This window comes from Ectothiorhodospira shaposhnikovii (assembly GCF_016584105.1).
Lineage (GTDB): Bacteria > Pseudomonadota > Gammaproteobacteria > Ectothiorhodospirales > Ectothiorhodospiraceae > Ectothiorhodospira > Ectothiorhodospira shaposhnikovii.
On the sequence record NZ_NRSM01000005.1, the window covers coordinates 24,162 to 40,807 of the forward strand.

Here is a 16,646-nt window from a genome sequence, read left to right on the forward strand (position 1 = left end):
TACACCTGCCGCGGGTTTGCAGGGTTACCCGGGCTTCCGGGATGGATGAGGCGCCGGATCCTTTGGCGGGCTGGGTTTGAACTATCGCGCTGGTTCATTCCATGAACATTCGGCCCAGGTGATTGAGATGGCATTTTCCGTTGGGGCTGCCCGCGTCCGGATGGTTTCACGTATACTGCCCCGATGCTTTCAGGGCAGAGCCCCCCTTGTCCGGGGGCGGCCCTGACCATGATGGCATGAGATGGGGATATGAATGAAGAAGGTGGTCTCGGTCATCGTGACCTATGAGCCGGACGCGGCGATGCTTGGGCGGTTGCTCGACAGCCTGTGTCCCCAGGTGGCCGGGGTCGTGGTGGTGGATAACGGTTCCACTGCGGATGTGGGCGGGATGCTCGCAGAAATGGGCCATGATGATGTCACCCTGCTGGAGCTGGGCTGGAATCAGGGGGTGGCGGCGGCGCAGAATCACGGCCTGACCTGGGCCCTGCAGCAGGGATCCGACGCCGTGCTGCTGATGGATCAGGACAGTGTGCCGGCCCCGGACATGGTGTCCCGCCTGCTGGCCGCCTGGCAGGACTGTCTGCAGCGGGGTGTTGGCGTTGCCGCCCTGGGGCCTCGCTACGTGGACGAGCGGCTGAGTCGGAACACGCCGTTCATTCGTTCCGAGGGCCGGCGTCTGGTGAGGGTCGCCTGCGATGGTCCGGAGAAGGTCGTGGCCGTGGACTACGTGATCTCGTCGGGCTGTCTCCTGCCCCGGGAAGCGATCGAGACCGTCGGTCTCATGCGTGATGAGCTGTTCATCGATTATGTCGATGTGGAATGGGGATTGCGGGCCGCCGGGTCGGGTCTGCTGTCCTTCGGTGTCTGTGATGCACGCATGACCCACCGGCTGGGGGATGATCCCATCCATTTCATGGGGCGTTCCGTGGCCGCCCGCAGCCCCCGGCGGCACTACTATTTCTGCCGCAATGCGCTGCTGCTCTACAGGCAGGCCGGTATTCCGCTCAACTGGAAGTTGCTGGATGCCTGGCGTCTGCTGGTCAAATACGTCTTCTACAGCCTGCTGACCCGTGATCGTCTGGCGCATTTCCGCATGATGAGCCTGGGCCTGTGGCATGGCGCCATGGGACGCGGCGGCCCCCTCCGGGTGCGCCGTTGATGCTCGCCTGACCGCCCTGATCAATTCTCTGGATGATCGAATGCGTCTGTCCCTCTCCGGTACCGTGGAACGTGTAGGGGTTTCCGGCCTTTACTGCTTTTCCCTGATGGCGATCACCGGTGTCAGCGGAGCTGCCTTCGGGCTTTTCCTGATGCTGTGTGCCTGGATGGCATCGTTGCGGACGGTCTGGCCCTGCATCCGCCGTGACCCGGTTTTCTGGATCGTGCTGCTGTGCGGCGTCTATCTTCTGGTCAGCGCGACGGTGGCCGCCAGGATATTCCCTGATACCGCCGATCATCAGTGGTGGCAGGCAAAACAGTGGGGATATCTGGTGCTGCTGCCGGTCGTGGCGTGGTGGCTCGGCGGTTCGGGCCGACGGATTCTGGTGGCCTTCGGGCTTTTTTGCCTGGGGGGGATCTGGCGGATGCTGAACAATACCCCCTGGCAGGATCTGGGTGACTGGCTTGGCGTGGGGATGCCGCCCTGGGGGTTCGGCCTTTGGCATATTTCCTTCAGTGCCTATCTGGCGGTGATCCTGTTGGGGGTGATCCTGTTCTCTCCGCGGCTGGTGCGTGGCGCCGGTTCATATCCCCTGGGCGGATTGACGGCGGCGGGTCTGGTGGTGGTGGCCCTGATATGCCTGGTGGGGATTCTGGTGGGGCAGTCGCGGGGTACCTGGCTGGCCATGCTGGTCGTCTTTCCCCCTGTTCTGTTCATGTACTTCCGGCGACTTCAGCAATCCCGCTGGGCCATGGGCCGGGGGTATCTGCTGGTGGCCGTGGTGTTGGCATCTCTCTTGTCCGCCATTGCCGTGCTGCCGGCCCACGATGCCTTGCTTGCCCGGCTCTCCGCTGAATGGGAGGTCTACGCCGCCCTGCTGACGGGGGACATCTCCCAGGTGCCCATCACCTCCGTCGGCGCAAGGATTCATCTCTACCATCATGGTGTGAATCAGTGGCTGGAGAGTCCCTGGTTTGGCTGGGGCGCGGGATCGCAGGCCTATCTGATTCAGCAGACGGGGCTGTTCACCGGGGCGTATGTGGCTCCCCATTACCACAATATCGTGCTGGAGATCCTGCTGCGTTTCGGCCTGCTGGGGCTGGGGCTGATCATGGCCATCCTGTCCCTGGTGATGCACGCCCTGTGGCGTGGCTATGTTCAGGGGACCATTGCGGTGGACTGGTATTATTTTTTCCTGGGGGTTTTCCTGTTTTCCCTGGTATGGGGCATGGCCGATATCCGGATCATCCGCTGGGATTACCGGAATTTCACCTTGCTGGTGTTGGGGGCTGCGTATTCTCTTGGCGTGCTGGCCTCTGCCAGGCGGGAACAGCTGGCGGGGCTCAGTCGATATCCTTGAGCCAGCCGGGCTCCGGGTCGTAACCAAAGCGCTGGAAGTCCCGTGAATAAAGGCGGGCCACGATCCGTGCGCTGTCCCGGGTGTAATGGGTCCCGAGGTGTTCATGGGCATTGGTGCGGTGATCCCGTTGGGCGCCGATGCGCTCCGGGTCACGGCTGGGGTCGATGTGCCGCATGATGGTGTCGATGTCTTGGGCGAGGGTGTCCATCCGTCCCACGTGATGGAGGAGTGAAAGGTCGCAGGGTATGAACCAGTCCTGGGGATACCAGTGGGGGTCTTCACCGATGCCGCCGGCCGCGAGGTATTCACAGAATTCAGTAAAACCGATGGCTTCCCCCGCGGCCTTGCCCAGGGCCTTCTCGGCCCGGGATCTTCTTTTGCCGTTGACGATCTTGTCCAGGTAGGCGGAGAGCAGCCGGGAATAGGGTTCCCGGGTGACGGTGAACAGGAAGAAGCGATCATTGAGGTTCATCACTTCCTCACGGGTCAGCGCGCTGGCCCGGAGGAAGGAGCGCTTGCCCGTGCGTGAGCAGTAGTCGCCCCGGCCATCGTCGGTGAGCAGGCGTACCATGCTGGAGTTTGCGGCCTTGGGGATGCGGAAGTAGATGAAGGACCGCTCGCGGTCCACGGCAATCCGCTGGTCGATCTGTTGCAGGGTACGCAGGCCGTTGGCGGGAAAGCGTCGGTAGAAGGGGCGCTGCCCGAGAAGCAGGGCCTTGGGCAGGTCAAGCATCCGTGGTGTCTCCTGAATGTCCGGCCAGGACGCGCGCCAGGGCCTGCGGCACCGGTTCCGAGGGGTCGGGGGTGTGCGTGCGCCACCAGCCCTGATGGATACGGCAGATCCGTACCGGGATTCGCGGGATGCCAAGGACCTGGGCCATGGCCAGTCGGTGTTTGCCGCTGGAGTATTTCATCAGTTCGCCATCGCCGGCGATGGCAACGCCAAGCTCGTCCGGCCCGGCATCCGCCCGATAGCCGTTTTCAGCGATATCGCGCATGATGTCCAGGTAAGTGGTCATGTAGTGGATCAGGGCGGCTTCGTCCGTCAGGGCAAAGCGCTGGCGGCCCCCGCGCTGGAAGCCGTCACCCCGTTGGATGTCTTCCAGCAAGGACTGGTAAAGGGGGGCGGCACCCAGGTCGTCCCGATGGTGCCAGATTTCCTTGATCAGCCGGTATTGGTATGATTCGGAAAATTCCGCCACGTCCCAGTGGTCTTCATCCCTCAGAAAGAATTTTTTCCTTCTGTTTCTGGGCAGGTCGCCAGCCTTGACCAGGCGCCGACGGATCATGCCGGGGTTTACCTCGATCAGCGTGGTTTCCGGGAAGTAGCAGGTCATGGCTGGATATTCCAGCAGGGACTCCAGCCGCCTCCCCGAGCCGATTCTCATGCGTACCCAGCACGCACCGGGCAACCGGGTGGTCAGTGGGAGGGGTGTGGGACGCGTCTGGCGGTTCAAGTCTTGATTCATGTTGCAGGCGTGATTGCCGAGCCCATCGAGGTTGCCGCCATGGCAGAGCCGCTGTTCACCATTTTCATACCGGCGCACAACCGGGGCCATGTGATCGGGAATGCGCTGGACAGTATATCAGTTCAGACCTTCGGCTCCTGGGAAATCATCGTGGTGGACGATGGTTCGGACGATGATACCTCGCAGGTGGTGTCCGACTGGTCGTCGCGGCATTCGGTGCCCCTGAGGTATGTGCGCCAGGACAATGGCGGCAAACATGTGGCCCATAATCACGCGGTATCCCTGGCCCGGGGCGAATTGCTGATGGTGCTGGATTCCGATGACGTGCTGTTGCCCGATGCCCTGGAAAAACTGGCCGGTGCCTGGCGTGATCTGCCGGAGTCCCGGCGTGCGGTCTTCGCGGGCGTGGAGGGGCTGTGCATCACCAGTGCGGGCGTGTTGCATGGCCAGCCTTATCCGCGGGATGTGTTTGACGGGGATTACCTGGAACTGCGGGGGCGCCATGGTGTGGGTGGCGAAAAGCGCAGCGCCCTGCGGGTGGATGTGCTCAGGGCGTTTCCCTATCCCGTTTTTGCGGGTGAGACCCACGTGCGCCCCAGCTTTATCTGGAAGCGGATCGCCCATCGTCACAAGATGCGTTTCATCAATCAGGTCGTGCAGGTGGTGGATTTTGCCAGGGATGGATTGACCGCATCGGCGTCACGGCGGCGTCTGAAGAATACCCGGGGCCTGTTTGCCTATTGGCGGGATGATGTCCTGAACCATCAGGCGTATCTCTGCCGCGGGGAGCGTGTGCGGCACTATTCCGAGTATGTACGCTATGGCCTGCATGCGGGGCAGGGCCTTGCGGCGCAATGGCGGGAAGTGCCCGAGCGCACGCTATGGCTGCGGGCCCTGTTGCGGGGTGGCGTCAATTTTCTGGGAGATCGGGTGAAGATGCGCCGCTATCGCTGAAATAGTCGATCATGCGTGGTTTTAGGTCGGCTGCCGCCGGGTTGCCGAGCCGTCTCAGAAAACCGGTGTGTATCAGGTCCACGCGCACCAGTATGCGGGGAAGGCCCAGGATTCTGGCGACGGCGAGCCGATGGGTTCCCTGGCCGCATTTGAGCAGTTCTCCCTTGCGGCTGATCCTGACATCAATATCTCCCTTGGCCCCCATCACTTCCGATGGCTGGTAGCCATGGTCGCGCATGCTTTCGTAGAGTCGTCTGAGGCCCTTGAAATAGGCCTCGATCTCCTGGGGCGACTCACAGCGGGGAAAGCGTGTCCGGCCCATCGTCTCCAGTTCATGCCTGAGTCTTGCGTAGCTTCTGGTCGCCCTGAAATCCACCTGTTCGAGCAGGATCTCCCGCAGTTCCTGTTCCCGGAACGGAGGATGCAGGTGATCGAACCGGTCCCAGCGGCCCGGGCAGCCGAGCAGGGGCCAGTGTTTCACATATCCCGGCCACTCCGATCGGGTCTTCGGGTAGAGGATGCGTCGGGGTGGAAGCCACAGCCTGAAGCCGCGTCGTGCCTGCAGGCCCGCGGGAAGTCGGGAGAGCCACTGCGTCATTCCGGTTCCTTGCCGGTCGATGGGGTGGTGCCCCGGTATTCATGGGGCAGCAATTGTTCCAGATAGGCCCGGGCGATCCTGTCGCTACGGTAGGCCTGGGCCGCCGCTTGCAGGACGCCGGGGGCGATGGGGGTGTCCAGGGCATGGCCCATGGCCGTTGCCAGGGCGGCGGGGTCGTTCATGGGGACCAGGGAGCCGAGGCGGCCTTCCTCAAGGATTTCCCGTGGGCCGTGGGGGCAGTCGGTGGCCACCACCGGGGTGCCGCAGGCCATGGCTTCCACCAGCACGTTGCCGAAGCCTTCCCAGGTGGAACTGAGCACCAGCAGGCTTGCCCTGGCCATGCAGGCATAGGGGTTATCAGTGTTGCCCGGGAGCCTGATGCCGGCCCGCGCGGGGGATGCCTGGATGCGTCGGGTCAGGGCGTCGCGTTCGCTGCCCTCGCCCAGTATCAGCAGGCGACAGGGGCGTTGCCGGCAGAGTTGCTCGAAGGCCTCGATCAGGTTCATCAACCCTTTCTGGGGTTCCAGTCGCCCCACCGCGAGTATCACCGGCGGCCCGTCGTCGTCGAGCCAGACGTCCGTGGCTGCGGCCCGTGCCATGCTTGCCAGGGACGGGGTGACGACCGGGTTGTAGATGACCTGGATGGCGGATCGTGCCAGACCGGTGAGTTCGGCAAGGTCATCGGCGACCCCGCGCGAGACGGCGATGACGGCATCGGTCCGGGCGTAGTGGGTGGCGATGCGCCGGATGCGCCGCTCCCGCTTGTGAACGGGCAGGCGGCTGAAGGTGCGGGAATAGGTGTTGTGGACGTTGACGGCAATCCGGCAGGCGTGGCCGGAGAGACGTCTGGCCCGCAGGCTCAGCACCGTGAGCCGGACATTGGGGGTGAGCATGGCGTCGGGACGGTGCCGTCGGAGGTATCGGGCCAGCGCGGGAACCCCCAGCAGGGCATGGGTGGTGGGCAGGGTGTCGATCCCGGCGTATTGCCCGATCTGCTCCAGGTAGGGGCCTTCCTCCCTTTCCAGCAGGACCCGGCAGCGGATGCCCATGGCATCGAAGGCGCCGGCCAGATTCAGCAGGTTGCGCCCGATGCCGCCGTTCAGGTCGGTGGAGAACAGGATGACGGTGGGGGCGGGGGGATGCATGCAAGGAGGGTGGTGGCGCGAAGCAATCGACCATTATAGTCCGTGTCCGCCGGCAGGTGGCAAGGCAGGAAACCCTGATGCGTTATCCTTTCCATGTCTGTAACCTGTGCATTCATGTCCGGACCCGGACCCGTAACCTTTACCCGATTCGTGACGGCTTCCATGAGCAAGACATTCCTCATCACCGGCGGTGCCGGTTTCATCGGCTCCGCCGTGGTCCGTGAACTGATTCAGCAGACGGAACATCGTCTGGTGAATGTGGACAAGCTGACCTATGCGGGCAATCTTGAATCGCTGGCCTGTGTTACCGGCAGTGACCGTTATCACTTTGTCCGGGCGGATATCTGTGACCGGGAGGCCATGGACAGGGTCTTCGAGACCTTCCAGCCGGATGTGGTCATGCATCTGGCGGCGGAAAGTCACGTGGACCGGTCCATCGACGGACCCGACGACTTCATCCGGACCAATGTGGTGGGCACCTATGCGCTGCTGGAGGCCGCCAGGGCCTACTGGAGAGGCCTGCGGGACCGTCAGCCGGCCAGGGCGGAGGGTTTCCGGTTCCATCATGTGTCCACCGACGAGGTTTACGGTGATCTGGAGGGGCCGGAAGGGCTGTTCACCGAGACCACGCCCTATGCGCCCAGCTCCCCGTATTCGGCCAGCAAGGCCGCTTCCGACCATCTGGTGCGGGCCTGGTGCCGGACCTACGGTCTGCCGGTGGTGGTCACCAACTGCAGCAACAATTACGGCCCCTGTCATTTCCCCGAGAAGCTGATCCCGCTGATGATCCTGAACGGACTGGCGGGCAAGCCGCTGCCCGTTTACGGCGATGGCGGCCAGATCCGCGACTGGCTCTATGTGGAGGATCATGCCCGCGCCCTGATCCTGGTGGCGACGCAGGGGCGGGTGGGGGAGACCTACAACATCGGCGGCCATAACGAGAAGACCAATCTGGAAGTGGTGAGGGCCCTGTGTGACCTGCTGCAGGAAATGGTGCCGCCCTCCGGCCGGGATTTTGCCCACTATCGGGACCTGATCACCTTCGTGCGGGACCGTCCCGGTCACGATCTGCGCTATGCCATCGATGCGGGCAAGATCCAGCGGGAACTGGGCTGGACTCCCCGGGAGACCTTCGACACGGGGCTGCGCAAGACGGTGCGGTGGTATCTGGATAACCGGGACTGGTGGCGGCATGTGCTGGATGGCAGCTATCAGGGCGAACGACTGGGGACGCGGGTATGAATATTCTGGTATTGGGCGCCGGCGGTCAGGTGGGGTTTGAGCTGCTGCGGGCATTGTCACCGCTGGGGGAACTGATCGCCCCCACCCGGGAGCAGGTGGACCTGGCGGACCCGGATGCCCTGGCGGGGGTGTTTCGCGCGGTCAGGCCGGAACTGATCGTCAATGGGGCGGCGTGGACGGCGGTGGATGCGGCCGAGACGCATCGGGAATCGGCCTTTCGCCTGAACGCCGAACTGCCGGCCCAGCTTGCCCGTTTTGCGGCGGTGGCCGGGATCCCGCTGATCCATTATTCCACCGATTATGTCTATCCCGGCGATGGTGATTCGCCCTGGCGGGAGGACAGCCCCACCGGGCCGTTGTCGGTCTATGGGGAAAGCAAGCTGGCCGGGGACGAGGCGGTGATGGGCAGCGGTGCCCGGCACCTGATCTTCCGCACCTGCTGGGTCTATGGTGCCCGTGGCCGGAATTTCATGAAGACCATGCTGCAACTGGGTCAGGAGCGGGATGCCCTCAAGGTGGTCGGCGATCAGGTGGGAGCGCCGACGCCGGCCCGTCTGATTGCCCAGGTGACGGCCCTGGCGGTCTACCGGCTGCGTCTGGGGCAGGGGATCGAGGGTCTTTACCATCTGGCCTGCCGGGGGGAGACCAGCTGGCACGGGTTTGCCTGCGAGATATTCCGTCAGGCGGCCCGGGCCCAGGTGCCGCTGCGGCTGACGGACCAGCAGGTCCAGGCCATTCCCGGCAGTGAGTATCCCACCCCCGCCCGCCGGCCCGGCAACTCCCGGCTCGCGGTGGAACGGCTGGAACAGGATCTTGGCATCACGTTGCCCCATTGGGAGCCGCAACTGCGGCTGACCCTGCGGGAGTATCTGGGGGCCTGAAGTCCGCCGCCGGGATCGGGCTTAGTCGAACAGGTCCGCCTGGTCCAGGGACAGGCCCTGGCGGTCCTTGTCGGAGAGGCTGGGGCTGGCTTCGAAGGGCCACTGGATGCCCAGGACGGGGTCGTCCCAGGCAATGCAACGCTCACTGCCGGGGGCGTAGAAGTTCGTGGTCTTGTACAGGAATTCGGCGGATTCGCTCAGCGTGATGAAGCCGTGGGCAAAGCCTTCCGGAATCCATAGCTGCTGTCTGTTTTCCGCCGACAGGGTGGCGCCCACCCACTGGCCGAAGGTGGGGGAGTTGCGGCGGATGTCCACGGCTACGTCGAAGACTTCTCCCTGCACCACCCGCACCAGCTTGCCCTGGGCATGGGGGGGAAGCTGGTAGTGCAGTCCCCGCAACACCCCCCGGGCCGAACGGGAATGATTGTCCTGCACGAAGTCGGGGCGGATTCCCGTGGCCTGCTCGAAGGCACGGGCGTTGAAGCTCTCGAAGAAGAAGCCCCGCTCGTCTCCGAAGACACGGGGGGTGAACAGCACCACGTCGGGTATGGCCAGGGGTTGTGCGTGCATTCAGTACACCTGTTCCTTGAGCAGATTCAGCAGGTAGCGGCCGTAGCCGGTCTTGGCCAGGGGGGTCGCCAGTTGTTCCAGTTGCCCGGCATCGATCCAGCCGGCCCGGTAGCAGATCTCCTCCGGGCAGCAGACCTTGAGCCCCTGCCGGTGTTCGATGGCGGCGATGAACTGACCGGCCTCCAGCAGGCTGTCATGGGTGCCGGTATCCAGCCAGGCATAGCCCCGTCCCATGATTTCCACGTGCAGGTCGTTCTGTTCCAGGTACAGCCGGTTCAGATCGGTGATTTCCAGTTCTCCCCGGGGAGAGGGGCGAAGTTCCCGCGCCATGTCCACCACCCGGGTGTCGTAGAAGTACAGTCCGGTGACGGCGTAGCTGGATCTGGGGCGGGCGGGTTTTTCTTCCAGTGACAGTACCTTGCGATCCTGGTCGAAGGCCACCACCCCGTAGCGTTCGGGGTCCTGCACATGGTACGCAAAGACGGTGGCGCCGGACTGTCTGTCCATGGCGCTTTTCAGCATGGGCGGCAGGTTGTGGCCGTGAAAGATGTTGTCCCCCAGGACCAGTGCGCAGTGGTTGTTGCCGATGAAATCCTCGCCGATGGTGAAGGCCTGGGCCAGTCCGTCGGGGCTGAGCTGTACGGCATATTCCAGGTGAATGCCCCATTGACTGCCGTCCCCCAGGAGCTGGGTGAAACGGGGGGTGTCCTGGGGGGTGGAGATGATCAGGATGTCCCGGATGCCCGCCAGCAGCAGCACGCTCAGGGGGTAGTAGATCATCGGTTTGTCGTAGACCGGCAGGAGCTGCTTGGAAACGGCCAGGGTGGCGGGATGCAGGCGGGTGCCGGAGCCACCCGCCAGGATGATGCCCTTTCTGTGCATGGGAGAGATTCCTTTCGGAAAAGGGGCATTATAGCAAAGCGGTGTCTTTTCACTTGTGAGGTATGGCAGATGTGCTGCCCGGAAGCGCCTCCCACCCCGTCACTCCCGCGAGTGCCCCCCAGCCCGTCACTCCCGCGAAAGCGGGAGTCCATGGGGAGGTTCCGTGACTGGATTCCCGCATGCACGGGAATGACGAAGCCCCGCTCTCCGGCCTTCCTTGTCCGGCACGCCGCTCCGGGAAAACACCACCCCCGCGGCTGGGGTAAAATGCTGTCGCTCCCATTTTGGAATCTTCGATGCAGTCCCTGCTGATCATTCGTCTCTCCGCCATCGGCGACGTGGTGATGGCCTCGCCGCTGCCGGCCGTGTTCCGCGCCGCCTGGCCCGATGTGCGCATCACCTGGCTGGTGGAGCCCCAGGTGGCGGGGCTGGTGTCCCGGCATCCCCAGGTGGACCGGGTGGTGGTCTGGCCCAAGGCTCAGTGGCGATCCCTGTTCCGCCGCTTGCGGTGGATCCGTCTGGGGCGGGAGGTGGTCCGGTTTGTCCGGGAACTGCGGGCCGAGCCTTACGATATGGCGGTGGATCTGCAGGGGCTTTTGAAAAGCGGTCTGCTCACCCGCCTGTCGGGGGCGCGGGAGCGGGTGGGACTGGGGTCCCGGGAGGGCAGCGGGGTGTTCATGACCCGGGTGGTGCCCCGGGGTGGCGACCCCCGTCGCATCGGTTCGGAATACCGGTATCTGGCCCAGGCGCTGGGGCTTGAGCCGGGTGCCTTCTTCATGCAGGTGGGGCTGCGCCCGGAGGATGAGGCCGTGGGGTGCCAGGTGGCCGAGGCCCAGGGTGTTCGGGGCTATGTGGTGGGCTGTCCGTTCACCACCCGGCCACAGAAACACTGGGTGGAGGCCGCCTGGGCGGAACTGGCCCGGCGCATTCATCAGGCACTGGGACAGCCCATGGTGTTGTTGGGGGGGGGCGATGACAGGGAGGCCGCCGACCGGATTCAGGCCCTGGCCGGTGCGGCGGTGGACAACCGGGTGGGGCAGACCTCCCTGACCCAGGCGGCGGCCGTGATCCGCCGGGCCGGGCTGCTGGTGGGGGTGGACACGGGGCTGACCCACATGGGACCGGCCTTCGACGTCCCCACGGTGGCCCTGTTCGGGTCCACCTGTCCCTACCTGGACACCGGGCGGGACAACACAGTGGTGATCTACCACGACCTGCCCTGTGCCCCCTGCCGACGCAATCCCACTTGCGACGGGCGTTTTGATTGCCTGACGGGCATCTCGGTGGATGAAGTCATGACAGAGGTGGAGCGGTTGTTGCCGACAACGCCGATCAAGGAGTCGTCCTGATGCGTATCCTGCATGTGGAGACCGGCCGCCATCTTTATGGCGGCGCGCTGCAGGTCCGTTACCTGCTGGAAGGGCTGTCGGCCCGGGGGGTCGCCAATGTGCTGGTGTGCCCTTCGGGGGCGGCCATTGCCGGGGCCTCGGCGGCTTTTTGCGAGGCGGTCCATGAGGTGCCCATGGGAGGGGATCTGGATCTGGGCTTCGTGGGTCGCTTGAAGCGCGTGATCCGGGAGACCCGGCCGGATCTGGTGCATCTGCACAGTCGTCGCGGAGCTGATGTGCTGGGGGGGATCGCGGCCCGGCGGGTCGGGGTGCCGGTGGTGCTGTCCCGGCGGGTGGATAATCCGGAGCCGGCCCCGTGGGCGCGGTTGAAGTACCGTCTGTTCGACCGGGTCATCACCATCTCGGAAGCGATCCGGCAAGTGCTGCTGGCGGAAGGCGTGTCCCCTGAACGGGTGGTCTGCGTGCCCAGCGCGGTGGATATGAATGCCTGGCAGGGGGCGTGTGACCGGGAAGGGTTCCAGGCCGCCTGCGGCCTTGCGCCCGGTGAGCGGGCGGTGGGGGTGATTGCCCAGTTGATTACCCGCAAGGGGCATCGTCATCTGTTGACGGCGGCGCCGGCGATCCTGGCGGCCCATCCCGAGGTGCGGCTGCTGCTATTCGGTCAGGGGCCGCTGGAAGCCCAGCTCAGGGCGCGGATCGAGGACATGGGGCTGACGGGGCAGGTGCGTCTGATGGGGTTCCGGGATGACCTGGAACGCATCCTGCCCTGTCTGGATCTGGTGGTGCATCCGGCGGACATGGAGGGGCTGGGGGTCTCCCTGCTGCAGGCCGCCGCCGCGGGGGTGCCCCTGGTGGGGACCCGGGCGGGCGGCGTGCCCGAGATCATCGGCGATGACGAGGCCGGTGTGCTGGTGCCGCCGGGGGATGCCCCGGCCCTGGCACGGGCGGTGATTGATCTGCTGGGGGATCGGTCGGCCCTGCGGCGCCTGGGGGAGGCCGGTCGCCGTCGGGTGGCGGCGCGGTTCTCCGTGGAGGCCATGGTGGCCGGAAATCTGGCGGTCTATCAGGGACTGGTGCATGGATAAAGGCGCAATGGGAGAACCACGCCGACACTGGGGCTTCTGGCTGCTGCTGGGGTTGGCGGTCTATTTCACCCTCCATGTGATCATCCGCGCCACCGGGTCCGCGGTGCTGGAGCTGGACGAGGCCGAGCAGGTCATCGTGACCCAGTGGTGGCTGGCCGGGTATTCCGGGCAGCCCCCCCTCTATGCCTGGCTGCAGGCCGCGGCGTTCCGGGTGCTGGGCATGGACCTGTGGGCCCTGAGCCTGGTCAAGAACACCCTGCTGTTTCTCACCTGGCTGTTCGTGTTCCTCTCCGCCCGGCGTCTGTTGGGGGATGTCCGGCTGGCGGTGCTGGCCACCCTGTCCCTGTTCCTGATCCCCCAGGTGGCCTGGGAGTCCCAGCGGGATCTGACCCATTCGGTGATGGTGACCACGGTGGCGGCCGCATCCTTTTACGCGATGCTGCGTTGGCTGGACCGGCCCCATGTGGGGCATTACCTGCTGATCGGCCTGCTGTTCGGGCTGGGGGTGTTGTCCAAGTACAACTTTCTGGTGTTCGCCGCCGCCGCCGGGCTGGCCCTGCTGAGCTGTGCCCGGGGACGGTCCCTGCTGCTGCATCCGCGCATCCTGTGGAGCGCCCTGGTGGCGTTGCTGGTGATCCTGCCCCACGCCCTGTGGGTCTGGCACAGCCGGGATCTGGGCACTCAGTCCCTGGACAAGCTGGATTTCGGGGGTGGATTCTGGCCCTGGTCCGGGCTGGGCTCCCTGGTGCTGGCGGTACTGGGCTTCCTGGCATTGCTGTTGCTGGTCATGGGGGGGGTGTTCCGGCGGGATTTTTTCCGTGCCCTGCTCAAGCGCCGGGGCGGTCCGGCGGCCTTTCCCATCCACCGCTACCTCTGGATCCTGTTGGCTCTGCTGGTGCTGATGGCCCTGCTGGGGGTGTCCCACTTCAAGGACCGCTGGATGCTGCCCCTGCTGCTGGTCTTTCCCCTGTTCGTGTTCGCCATGATGGGCACGGCGGCCCTGAGCCGTGCCCGGGTGCGGGCGTATCTGTCGGTCTGTCTGCTGGTGCCCGTGCTGGTGCTGGTGGTGATGGCCTGGCGGGTGCAGACCTGGCCGGTGCTGGAGTCCCAGCATCGGCATGTCTACCCCTTTGACGAGCGGGTGAGCGAGATCCGGGATCTGGGCTTCAGCCAGGGTCTGATCGTGGGGGATCGGGCCTTTGTGGCGGGCAATCTGCGTTTTCGCCTGCCCCGGAGTCAGGCCGTGATCCCGGAGGTGAATCCCGGCGGACTGCGGTGCAGACCCGGTGATGATCTGCTGGTGGCCTGGGACGCGGACCGACAGCGGCAGATCCCCGGTCGGCTTGGGGACTGGCTCACGGCGGAACTGGGCCTGTCCACCGGGAACCTGATGCCCCGGTGGCTGGAATCCGGTGGGGGGGCAGGCCCGGTGATGGGCGTGGTGGTGCTGCCGGGGGCGCTGGAGGGGGACTGCCGGGTGAATCAATAGTATTTCGGTAATCCCCAGCTGCGCTTGTACTTGAAGCGCCGGTGGGTCCAGAAATACTGTTCCGGCGCCACCCGGATGGCCGCCTCGATGACGGCGTTGATGCGTCGGGCGTCCTGGGCCGGATCCTCTCCGGGGAAGTCTTCAAGGGGCTCGCCGATCACCAGCCGGTAGCCCTGTCGGCCGGGCAGGCGGTAGCCGAAGAAGGGGATGACCGGGGCGCCGCTGATCTTCGCCAGGCGGGCGGTGGCCGGATTGGTGGCGGCGGGGACACCGAAGAAGGGGACGATCACCGCGTTGCCGTTCTTGAAGGCCTGGTCCGGGGCGTACCACAGGGCCTGGCCCTGCTTCAGGACGCGGATGGCGTCCCGGGCCTGGTCGCGGCGGATGGCCCGCAGATAATGGGTCTGCCGGTTCTGCCGGAAGCAGTGTTCCATCACCGGATTTTCGTGGGGGCGGTACATCACGGCAAAGTCCTGATGGGCGCAGAGCAGGCGTCCCGCCAGCTCCAGGGTGGTGAAGTGGGCCGACAGCAGCAGTGCCCCCTTGCCTTTTTCCAGTGTCCGTTGCAGGTGTTCCAGTCCCTCGATCCGGGCCAGTCCCTCAAGCGCCCGGTCGCTGCCCCACCAGCTCAGGGGGGTCTCGAAGATGCCCGCGCCCATGGCGCGAAAATGGGCCTTGACCAGGGCCTTTTGCGCAGCCGGCTCCAGCTCGGGAAAACATAGCCCGATATTGACCTCGGCGATCCGCCGCCGACGCCGGGCCAGCGGGTAGAGCAGGGCGCCCAGGGTCTCGCCGGTCCGGATCTGCCAGTGCCAGGGCAGCACCCGGACCAGGGTGCGGAACAGGGCCACGCCCAGCCACATGGGCCAGTGGACGGGATGGTACGGGTGGGTGGGGGGCTGTTTTCGGGCCATGGGGATGTTTGCGGAGGGCGGGTTGCGGATTGTAGCAAATGGGTTCGTGTCCGCAGGGCGATGGACCGACCCATGGTAAGATCCCTCCCCGGTTTCCTCTGCAAGGTAGTCAAGCCGTGAATCTGCACATGCCCGCCTTTGAACAGGCCCGGATCATGGTGGTGGGTGATCTCATGCTGGATCGCTACTGGTCCGGGGCCACCGCCCGCATCTCCCCCGAGGCCCCGGTGCCCGTGGTTCACGTGAACGAGGTCGAGGAACGTCCCGGCGGGGCGGCCAACGTGGCCGTCAACCTGGCCCGGCTGGGGGTGCAGACCCGGCTGCTGGGCATTGTGGGCGAGGACGAGGCCGGCCATGCCCTGGAAGGGCTCCTGGCCCAGGCCCGGGTGAGCTGTGATTTCGCCCGCTCGTCCCGGGCGACCACCATCACCAAGCTGCGGGTCCTGAGCCGCCATCAGCAGTTGTTGCGCCTGGATTTCGAACAGTCCCTGGAGGCCGCGGATACCGCGTCCCTGCCGGATCGCCTGGCGGGGCATCTGGACGGGCAGGCGGTGGTGGTGCTGTCGGATTACGGCAAGGGGACCCTGACCGAGGTGGCGCGCATGATCCGCACGGCCCGTGAGGCCCGGGTGCCGGTGCTGGTGGATCCCAAGGGGCGTGATTTCGAGCGCTACCGGGGCGCCACCCTGCTCACCCCCAACCTGGCCGAGTTTGAGGCCGTGGTGGGATCTTGTCCCCGTGACGATCTGCTGGTCAGTCGGGGTGAACGGTTGCGGATGGATCTGGATCTGGAGGCCCTGCTCATCACCCTGAGCGAGCGGGGCATGCTGCTGCTGCGGGCGGGACGGGACCCTTTGCACCTGCCCACCCGCGCCCGGGAGGTCTATGACGTGACCGGGGCGGGGGATACGGTGATCGCGGTGATCGCGGCGGCCCTGGGGGCCGGACAGGATCTGGCCCAGGCGGCGGCCCTGGCCAATCTGGCGGCGGGCATCGTGGTGGGCAAGCTGGGCACCGGCTGCGTGACCCCGGCGGAGCTGCGGGCGGCGGTCAGGGGGCATCAGGGAGGCTGGAGCAGCCTGCTGTCGGAGGCGGACCTGCTGCTGGCGGTGCAGGAGGCCCGGGCCCAGGGGGAGCGGGTGGTGATGACCAACGGGTGCTTCGACATCCTCCATGCGGGACATGTGGCCTATCTGGAACAGGCCCGGCGTCTGGGGGATCGTCTCATCGTGGCGGTGAATGATGACGCCTCTGTGCGCCGTCTCAAGGGCCATGGGCGGCCGGTGAACGGTCTGGAGCGACGCATGGCGGTGCTGGCGGGGCTGGCCTCGGTGGACTGGGTGGTGCCGTTCCGGGAGGATACGCCGGAGCGACTGATCCGGGCCGTGTCGCCGGACGTGCTGGTGAAGGGCGGGGACTACCGGCCCGAGGAGATCGTGGGCGGTGACCATGTCCGTGCCCTGGGCGGCCGGGTGGAAGTGCTGCCGTTCCTGGATGGGGTGTCCACCACCCGGGTCATCGACCGGATCCGGGGCACCTGACGACCCTC

The 16,646-nt window shown here is 65.5% G+C and carries 16 protein-coding genes; 9 read left to right on the forward strand and 7 right to left on the reverse strand.

Going from position 1 to position 16,646, the window contains the following annotated elements:
- Window positions 1-253 precede the first annotated feature (253 nt).
- A complete protein-coding gene (locus tag CKO35_RS04030; protein WP_200172911.1) occupies window positions 254-1,159 on the forward strand; it encodes a glycosyltransferase family 2 protein in 906 nt (301 codons plus the stop codon).
- On the forward strand, window positions 1,116-2,519 hold the full coding sequence (locus CKO35_RS04035; protein ID WP_200172913.1) for an O-antigen ligase family protein: 1,404 nt from the start codon (window positions 1,116-1,118) through the stop codon (window positions 2,517-2,519). The genes CKO35_RS04030 and CKO35_RS04035 overlap by 44 nt, the downstream gene beginning before the upstream one ends.
- Here the strand turns inward: CKO35_RS04035 and CKO35_RS04040 are convergent.
- Window positions 2,503-3,252, reverse strand: a complete 750-nt coding sequence (locus CKO35_RS04040) for a sulfotransferase family protein (protein WP_200172915.1) — start codon at window positions 3,250-3,252, stop codon at window positions 2,503-2,505. The genes CKO35_RS04035 and CKO35_RS04040 overlap by 17 nt on opposite strands.
- Complete coding sequence (locus CKO35_RS04045) at window positions 3,245-3,976, reverse strand: hypothetical protein (protein ID WP_200172917.1); 732 nt, start codon at window positions 3,974-3,976, stop codon at window positions 3,245-3,247. Before CKO35_RS04045 ends, CKO35_RS04040 begins: the two co-directional genes overlap by 8 nt.
- 3 nt (window positions 3,977-3,979) lie before the next feature.
- On the opposite strand from CKO35_RS04045, the gene CKO35_RS04050 reads away from it, so the two are divergent.
- Window positions 3,980-4,942, forward strand: coding sequence for a glycosyltransferase family A protein (locus CKO35_RS04050; RefSeq protein ID WP_242467007.1), 963 nt, complete (start codon window positions 3,980-3,982; stop codon window positions 4,940-4,942).
- On the opposite strand, the gene CKO35_RS04055 is transcribed toward CKO35_RS04050, so the two are convergent.
- Together CKO35_RS04055 and CKO35_RS04060 are read right to left on the reverse strand one after the other, a co-directional pair.
- Window positions 4,899-5,540, reverse strand: coding sequence for a hypothetical protein (locus tag CKO35_RS04055; RefSeq protein WP_200172919.1), 642 nt, complete (start codon window positions 5,538-5,540; stop codon window positions 4,899-4,901). The two genes, CKO35_RS04050 and CKO35_RS04055, sit on opposite strands and share 44 nt — an antisense overlap.
- On the reverse strand, window positions 5,537-6,685 hold the full coding sequence (locus CKO35_RS04060) for a glycosyltransferase (protein ID WP_200172920.1): 1,149 nt from the start codon (window positions 6,683-6,685) through the stop codon (window positions 5,537-5,539). The genes CKO35_RS04055 and CKO35_RS04060 overlap by 4 nt, the downstream gene beginning before the upstream one ends.
- Window positions 6,686-6,847: 162 nt before the next feature.
- Between CKO35_RS04060 and rfbB the strand changes: the two genes are divergently transcribed.
- Together rfbB and rfbD are read left to right on the forward strand one after the other, a co-directional pair.
- Window positions 6,848-7,927, forward strand: a complete 1,080-nt coding sequence (gene rfbB / locus CKO35_RS04065; protein ID WP_200172922.1) for a dTDP-glucose 4,6-dehydratase — start codon at window positions 6,848-6,850, stop codon at window positions 7,925-7,927.
- The gene (gene rfbD / locus CKO35_RS04070) at window positions 7,924-8,808 is read left to right on the forward strand and encodes a dTDP-4-dehydrorhamnose reductase (protein ID WP_200172924.1); all 885 of its coding nucleotides are present in this window, start codon (window positions 7,924-7,926) and stop codon (window positions 8,806-8,808) included. Before rfbB ends, rfbD begins: the two co-directional genes overlap by 4 nt.
- A gap of 21 nt (window positions 8,809-8,829) precedes the next feature.
- Here rfbD and rfbC read toward each other — a convergent pair whose 3' ends face one another.
- Together rfbC and rfbA are read right to left on the reverse strand one after the other, a co-directional pair.
- On the reverse strand, window positions 8,830-9,378 hold the full coding sequence (rfbC, locus tag CKO35_RS04075) for a dTDP-4-dehydrorhamnose 3,5-epimerase (protein WP_200172926.1): 549 nt from the start codon (window positions 9,376-9,378) through the stop codon (window positions 8,830-8,832).
- The gene (gene rfbA, locus CKO35_RS04080) at window positions 9,379-10,260 is read right to left on the reverse strand and encodes a glucose-1-phosphate thymidylyltransferase RfbA (protein ID WP_200172928.1); all 882 of its coding nucleotides are present in this window, start codon (window positions 10,258-10,260) and stop codon (window positions 9,379-9,381) included.
- Window positions 10,261-10,556: 296 nt separating this feature from the next.
- Between rfbA and CKO35_RS04085 the strand changes: the two genes are divergently transcribed.
- The 3 genes from CKO35_RS04085 to CKO35_RS04095 are packed head-to-tail and all read left to right on the forward strand — an operon-like array spanning window position 10,557 to window position 14,183.
- Complete coding sequence (locus CKO35_RS04085) at window positions 10,557-11,609, forward strand: glycosyltransferase family 9 protein (RefSeq protein WP_200172930.1); 1,053 nt, start codon at window positions 10,557-10,559, stop codon at window positions 11,607-11,609.
- Window positions 11,609-12,694 carry a glycosyltransferase family 4 protein gene (locus CKO35_RS04090; protein WP_200172932.1) on the forward strand — a complete coding sequence of 362 codons (1,086 nt, stop codon included), beginning with the start codon at window positions 11,609-11,611 and terminating at the stop codon, window positions 12,692-12,694. Before CKO35_RS04085 ends, CKO35_RS04090 begins: the two co-directional genes overlap by 1 nt.
- Window positions 12,687-14,183 (forward strand): ArnT family glycosyltransferase, encoded by a 1,497-nt coding sequence (locus CKO35_RS04095; protein WP_242467008.1) that lies wholly within the window; start codon window positions 12,687-12,689, stop codon window positions 14,181-14,183. The genes CKO35_RS04090 and CKO35_RS04095 overlap by 8 nt, the downstream gene beginning before the upstream one ends.
- On the opposite strand, the gene lpxL is transcribed toward CKO35_RS04095, so the two are convergent.
- Entirely contained in the window at window positions 14,177-15,097 is a 921-nt protein-coding gene (lpxL, locus tag CKO35_RS04100; protein WP_200172933.1) for an LpxL/LpxP family Kdo(2)-lipid IV(A) lauroyl/palmitoleoyl acyltransferase, read from the reverse strand. The two genes, CKO35_RS04095 and lpxL, sit on opposite strands and share 7 nt — an antisense overlap.
- Window positions 15,098-15,213: 116 nt before the next feature.
- Here lpxL and hldE point away from each other — a divergent pair, with 116 nt between their 5' ends.
- Window positions 15,214-16,638, forward strand: coding sequence for a bifunctional D-glycero-beta-D-manno-heptose-7-phosphate kinase/D-glycero-beta-D-manno-heptose 1-phosphate adenylyltransferase HldE (gene hldE / locus CKO35_RS04105; protein ID WP_200172935.1), 1,425 nt, complete (start codon window positions 15,214-15,216; stop codon window positions 16,636-16,638).
- Window positions 16,639-16,646: the final 8 nt, after the last annotated feature.